The following is a 6,062-nucleotide window of genomic DNA, read 5'->3' as shown; positions in this document are numbered from 1 at the left end:
ACCCGATCCCCGAGGCTCCTCCCGCATGATCCGCCGCCCACTCCGATGGAATCCTGTCCGTCGCGGACGCGCCTGGCCGACGAGGCCGGTCCGCGCGGCCGCGACGGCCCTCGTCCTCACCGCGCTCGGCGCCTGCGTGATGCCGGAGCCGGTGACCGAGGGCGAGCGCCTCGACGTCGCGATCCGGGACCTCGACGCGATCACCGCCAGCCAGGCCCCGGTCGAGGGGCGGATCGATCTCTACAACGCGATGGCGCGGGCGTTGAAATACAACCTCGACCGGCGCATCCGCCTCGTCGAGCAGTTCTACGCCTCGGGCGAGTTCGACCTCGCGAAATACAAGCTCCTGCCCGATGCGAGCATCGGCGGCGGCTATCTCGGCCGCAGCAACCAGGCCGGGTCGTCGAGCCAGTCGCTGCTCACCGGCCGCCAGTCCCTCGAGCCCTCGACCTCGCTCGAGCGCAACCGCGGCGTCGCCGACGGGCGCGTCCTGTGGAGCACGCTCGATTTCGGCGTCAGCTACGTGAAGATGCAGCAGGACGGCAACGCCGTCTGGCTCGCCCGGGAGGTCGAGCGCAAGACCACCTCCCGGATCCTCGCCGACACCCGCCGGGCCTACTGGCGCGCCTATGCGGCCGAGCGCATCGGCGCCCAGCTCCCGGCGATCGCCGACGCGGCCAACGCGGCGATCCGCAACGCCCGCCAGGCCCAGGCGCGGGGCGATCTCACGCCGGAGGCGGCCCTCGACTTCGAGCGCCGGATGCTGCGCACCCTGCGCGAGATCGAGCGGCGCCAGGAGCTGATGGCGCTCTCGCGCGCCGAGCTCGCGGCGCTGATCAGCGTCGATCCGGCCCAGCCGCTGCACCTGAGCGGCCGCGAGAGCCTGCGGCCGCCCCAGCTGCCGGGCGACCTCGCGGCCCTGCGCACCGTCGCACTGATGACCCGGCCCGAGCTCTACGAGCACGACTACAAGCTGCGCATCGCCCGGCTCGAGCGCCAGATCGAGATCCTGTCGACCCTGCCGGGCCTGCGCATCGATTCGGGCCACGCCTACGATTCGAACCGCTACCTCTACAACAACAACTGGTTCGACCTCGGGGCGCGGCTGTCGCTGCAGCTGACCCAGTTCATCAGCCTGCCGGCCCGCCTGCAGCAGAACGAGACCAAGCAGGTGCTGATCGAGGCGCAGCGCCGGGCGATGACGCTGTCCGTCGTCACGCAGGTCCACCTCGCGATGCGCGCCTACGGCACCAAGCTGCGCGACTTCGAGCTCGCCCGGCGCATCCTCCAGAACGAGACCCACGCGCTGACGAACGTGCGCGCCAACAAGGAGGCGACGACCGCCGGCGAGGCCTCCCTGATCGAGGCGCGGGCCGGCCACGCGCTTGCGGCCCTCGACTACTACTACACCTTCGCCGAGCTGCAGGAGGCCTACGCCACGGTCCTGACCTCCCTCGGGGTCGACGTGTTCCCGGGCGCCCAGGACAGCGACCTGCCGGCCCTGACCGCCTCGCTGCGCGAGTTCGTCGAGCGCGGCCTCTCCGCCGCGCTCGCCCGGCACATCACGGAGGCGCGCGAGGCGCGCCGCGTCGCCACCACGGGCTCCATAACGTCGAAGGGCGCCGGCCCCGTGCCGGAGGCGCGTCTCGAAACCATGCCGGAGCCGGGGTCCGAGACCGCACCGCAGGCCAGCGCCGCGTCCGTCCCCTCCGCGGGGGACGATGTCCGCCGCGAGGCCAGCGCCAACGCCGCGAGGGTCGAATGAGCCGCCGCGCCCTGTCCCGCGCCCCGTGGCTCCTGCTCGCGCTCCTCGGCGCCGTCGGCACCCCCGTCCAGGCGGCCCGTGCCCAGGAGGTGCGGGCCCTGCTGGCGGCGGACCGCGAGGCCACGCTCACCTCGGACGGGCCGCTGCTCCTCGAGCGGATCGCGGTCGATCTCGGCGACCGCTTCGAGGCCGGCCAGATCCTGGCCCGGTTCGACTGCGCGCTGCGCGAGGCCCGGGTCGGCGCGGCGATGGGGGTCCACAAGGGCGCGCTCGCCCGCCTCGCCTCGAAGCAGCGCCTCGTCAAGCTCGGCGCGATCGGCGGCCTCGATGTCGAGCTCGCCGGGGCGGAAGCCCAGAAGGCCGAGGGGGAGCTGGCCGAGGCCCGCACCGCCGCGAGCCACTGCGTCCTGCGCGCGCCCTTCGCCGGGCGGGTCGCCAAGCGGCACGCCAACGCCCACGAGGTGGTGGCCGCCGACCGGCCGATCCTGTCGATCGTCAGCGACGGTCCGTTGCGCCTCACCGCCATCGTCCCGTCGCCCTGGCTGCGCTGGCTCAAGGTCGGCGACGCCTTCACGGTCCGGGTCGACGAGACCGGGCGCAGCTACCGGGCCTCGGTCGCGGCTCTCTCCGGCCGCGTCGATCCGGCGAGCCAGTCGATCGAGGTGCTCGGGCGGATCGAGGACGCCCGCGACCTGCTGCCGGGGATGAGCGGCACCGCCGCCTTTCCGACCATGCCGGCCTCGCAATGACCAGCCATCCGCCGCCCCACAGCTTCACGAGCGACCGGCGCGCCCAGCGGCTCGCCGCCGCCCTCCAGCTCGAGGCGACGTTCCGGGCGGCGCGGAATGCGCAGGACCTCGCCTTCGCGGCCGTCAACGAGACCCAGCGCGTGGTGGCCTACGACACCGCCGCCCTGTTCTATGCCGGCCGCCGCCCGGTCCTCGCGGCGGTCTCGGCCGTCGCGGAGATCGACGAGGCCTCGCCCTTCGCGCGGGCGCTGGCGCGGCTCGCCGGACAGGTGCCGGCAAGGAACCGGTCGCAGACCGACGCGACGTCTCTGGTCGCGGTCCCGATGGGGCAGGGGCCAAGGCCCGACGGGGTGCTGAGCGTGCCGGAGGAAGCCTGGCCGCCGGGCCTGCCGCATCAGGCGCTGATCCTGCCGCTGCGGCGGGACGGCCGCCTCCTTGGCGGCCTGATCCTGTTCCGGCAGGCGTCCTTCGGGGAGACGGAGCGCGCGGCGGCCGAGCACCTCGCCGGGGCGCTCGCCCACGCCGCCTCGGTCTTCCGCCGGGCCGGTCGGTCCTGGCGCGACCTCGCGACCCTGCGGGCGACCCTCGCGGCGACCGTCGCCCTCGGCCTCCTCTCGCTCCTGCCGGTGCGCCAGTCGGTGCTGGCGCCGGCCGAGATCGTGCCGCGGGACGCCGCGGTCGTCGCCGCACCGGCGACCGGCGTGGTCGCCGGCATCCTGGTGGCCCCGAGCGCCGAGATCCGCGCCGGCGACCTGCTGTTCCGCCTCGACGATACCGAGCTGCGCGGCAAGCACGAGGTCGCGCTCCGCCAGCTCGAGGTCGCCCGGGCGGAGCTGCTCGGCGCCCGCCAGAAGGCCTTCGGGGCCGACAAGAGCCGCACCGAGGCGGCGGTGCTGGAGCGGCGCGTCGACCTGCGGCAGGCCGAGACCGACTATTACCGCGAGCTTCTGGGGCGCGCCGAGGTCAGGGCGCCCCGCGACGGCATCGCCATCATGGGCGACCCGGAGGAGTGGCGCGGCCGCCCGGTCAAGGTCGGCGAGAAGGTGATGACCGTCGCCTCGCCGGCTAGGGCGCGCCTGCAGATCTGGATCCCGGTCGACGACGCCGTCGACCTGGAGCCCGGGGCGCCGGTCCGCCTGTTCATGAACGTCGATCCGCTGCGGCCGGTCGAGGCCCGCCTCGTCCAGGCGGGCTACGACGCCGAGATGTCGCCGCTCAACGTGCTGTCCTATCGGGCCCGCGCCGACCTCGCGGACGCGCAGGACCCGCCGCGCCTCGGGCTCAAGGGCACGGCCAAGCTCTACGGGGAGCGGGTCTCGCTGTTCTACTTCGTGTTCCGGCGGCCGCTCGCCGCGATGCGCCGGATCCTCGGCCTGTGACCGCCCTCCCGCTTCACCTCGGGGCGGGCCTGCCGGGGGGCGCCCCGCCGGCGCGCCTGCCCGGCCTGCGCCAGGAGCTCGACGTCGTCGAGGGCCCGCGCGCGCGCAGCGGCGCGCCGACCTGGACGCTGCACGATCCCGTCCGCAACACCTACTTCCGGCTCGGCTGGGTCGAATTCGAGATCCTGGCCCGCTGGGACGCCGTCACCGCCGAGGAGCTGGCCGACCGGGTGCGGGCGGAGACGCGCCTCGACGTCGAGGCCGGCGACGTCGAGGCCCTGGCCCGCGCGCTGCACGGAAACCACCTGGTCTCGGCCGCGGCACCCGGCGCCTGGCGGCTCTACGCGGCCGAGCGCGCCCGGCGACGCGCGGGGCCGTGGTCCTGGCTGCTGCACCACTACCTGTTCTTCAAGCTGCCGCTCCTGCGGCCCGACGCGGCCCTGACCCGGCTCGCTCCGCTGGCGCGGCCCCTGTTCACCCGGACCTTCGCGGGCATCGTGCTCCTCGCCTTCTGCCTCGGCCTCTACCTCGCCGGGCGGCAATGGGACGTGCTCGCCGGCCGCGTCGCCGCGATGGCCTCGCCCGAGAGCCTGTCCTGGCTGATGGCGGCGATCGTCCTGGCGAAATGCGTGCACGAGCTCGGCCACGCGGTGGTGGCCAAGCACCTCGGGATCCGCGTGCCGAATGCGGGCGTCGCCTTCGTGGTGTTCTGGCCGCGCCTCTACACCGAGACCACCGACGCCTGGCGCCTGACCGACCGGCGCCAGCTCCTCGCCATCGACGCGGCCGGCATCGCGGCGGAACTCGTCCTCGCGGTCGCGGCGCTGCTGCTGTGGAGCCTCATGCCCGACGGTCCTGTGCGCGACGCGGCCCTGATGATCGCCACGGTGAGCTGGGCCTCGACGCTTGCGGTGAACCTGAACCCCTTCATGCGATTCGACGGATACTACCTGCTGGCCGACGCCGTCGGCATGCCGAACCTCCAGCCGCGGGCCTTCGCGGCGGCCGTGCAGGGCTTGAGGCGGGCGCTGTTCGGAATGGAGGATCCCGCCGCCGAGCCGCTGCCGGGCCGGGTCCGCGCCTGGATGACCGCCTATGCCTGGGCGGTCTGGCTCTACCGGCTCGTCCTGTTCACGACCATCGCCCTCGTCGTCTATCACTTCTTCATCAAGCTCGTCGGGATCGGCCTGTTCCTCGTCGAGATCGGCTGGTTCGTGGTGCGCCCCGTCATGCGGGAACTCCGGACCTGGTGGCGCCTGCGCCGCCGCGCCCGCCTCACCCGGCCGGGTCTCCTCGCCCTCGCGGCTCTGGGGGCCGGGCTCGCCGCGATCGCCCTGCCGTGGCACGGGCGGGTCGATGCGCCAGCGGTCCTGCGCGCCGGGGCTTTCTTACGCGTCTTCCCGGCCGCCCCGGGCCGGATCGCGATGCTGCACGTGGCCGAGGGCGCCCGGGTCGCCGAGGGCGATCCACTGGTCACCCTTGAGGCGCCGGAGGTCGACGACCAGATCGCCATCGCGCAGGCCCGGATCGCCGAGACGCAGCGCGAGATCGCGCTGAGTGCGACCGAGCAGGCGAGCGCCGACCGCCTCGGCGCCCTGACCGAGACCCTGGCGGCAAGCCGCCGCGAGCTCGCCCTGCAGCAGGACCTCAAGGCGCGGCTCGTGATCCGGGCCGGAATGGCGGGCGAGATCCGGCAACTCGCCGACCACCTGACGCCCGGCCGCTGGCTCTCGGAGAGCGACGGCATCGGCCTGATCGTCGCCCCTGAGACGTGGATCCTCCAGGCTTACGTCGCGGAGAGCGACGTCGCGGCGCTGCGCGAGGGCGCGGCGGCGCGGTTCCATGCCGCCCAGGCGGACGTTCCGACGCTCGACGCCGTCGTGGAAGAGGTCGAGCGGAGCGACCGGCACACGCTGCCGGATGCCGTCCTCGCCGAGCCCCTCGGCGGACCGCTGCCCACGCGCCAGAAGGATGGGCGCTATGAGCCGCTGACGGCGCTCTACCGCGTCCGCCTCCGGGCGGAGACGCCCCCTGACCGCTGGCGCCGCACGATCCGGGGCGAGGTCGCCATCGCGACCGAGCCGCGCAGCCTCGCCCGCCGCTGGTGGCGCGCGGCGACCGCGGTGCTCATCCGCGAAAGCGGCTTCTGAAGGCTCCCGAGCGCACTGG

4 protein-coding genes are annotated in these 6,062 nt (G+C 74.3%); all 4 read left to right on the top strand.

The features are described 5' to 3' along the window. Nucleotides 1–25: 25 nt before the first annotated feature. The 4 genes from FF100_RS15110 to FF100_RS15095 are packed head-to-tail and all read left to right on the top strand — an operon-like array spanning nucleotide 26 to nucleotide 6,043. Nucleotides 26–1,765 carry a TolC family protein gene (locus FF100_RS15110; RefSeq protein ID WP_139036510.1) on the top strand — a complete coding sequence of 580 codons (1,740 nt, stop codon included), beginning with the start codon at nucleotides 26–28 and terminating at the stop codon, nucleotides 1,763–1,765. Beyond that, nucleotides 1,762–2,514 (top strand): efflux RND transporter periplasmic adaptor subunit, encoded by a 753-nt coding sequence (locus FF100_RS15105; protein WP_139036509.1) that lies wholly within the window; start codon nucleotides 1,762–1,764, stop codon nucleotides 2,512–2,514. Before FF100_RS15110 ends, FF100_RS15105 begins: the two co-directional genes overlap by 4 nt. Then, nucleotides 2,511–3,893: an efflux RND transporter periplasmic adaptor subunit gene (locus tag FF100_RS15100; protein WP_139036508.1), complete on the top strand. Its 1,383-nt coding sequence runs from the start codon at nucleotides 2,511–2,513 to the stop codon at nucleotides 3,891–3,893. Before FF100_RS15105 ends, FF100_RS15100 begins: the two co-directional genes overlap by 4 nt. Further along, on the top strand, nucleotides 3,890–6,043 hold the full coding sequence (locus tag FF100_RS15095) for a site-2 protease family protein (RefSeq protein ID WP_139036507.1): 2,154 nt from the start codon (nucleotides 3,890–3,892) through the stop codon (nucleotides 6,041–6,043). Before FF100_RS15100 ends, FF100_RS15095 begins: the two co-directional genes overlap by 4 nt. Nucleotides 6,044–6,062: the final 19 nt, after the last annotated feature.

It is taken from the genome of Methylobacterium terricola (assembly GCF_006151805.1).
Taxonomy (GTDB): domain Bacteria; phylum Pseudomonadota; class Alphaproteobacteria; order Rhizobiales; family Beijerinckiaceae; genus Methylobacterium; species Methylobacterium terricola.
The sequence above is the reverse complement of the archived record's forward strand: the minus strand, read 5'-3'. Positions and strand labels throughout refer to the sequence as shown.

Coding starts and splice junctions, on each gene's coding strand:
- FF100_RS15110 (WP_139036510.1), top strand. CDS start 26: ATGATCCGCCGCCCACTCCGATGGAATCCTGTCCGTCGCGGACGCGCC.
- FF100_RS15105 (WP_139036509.1), top strand. CDS start 1,762: ATGAGCCGCCGCGCCCTGTCCCGCGCCCCGTGGCTCCTGCTCGCGCTC.
- FF100_RS15100 (WP_139036508.1), top strand. CDS start 2,511: ATGACCAGCCATCCGCCGCCCCACAGCTTCACGAGCGACCGGCGCGCC.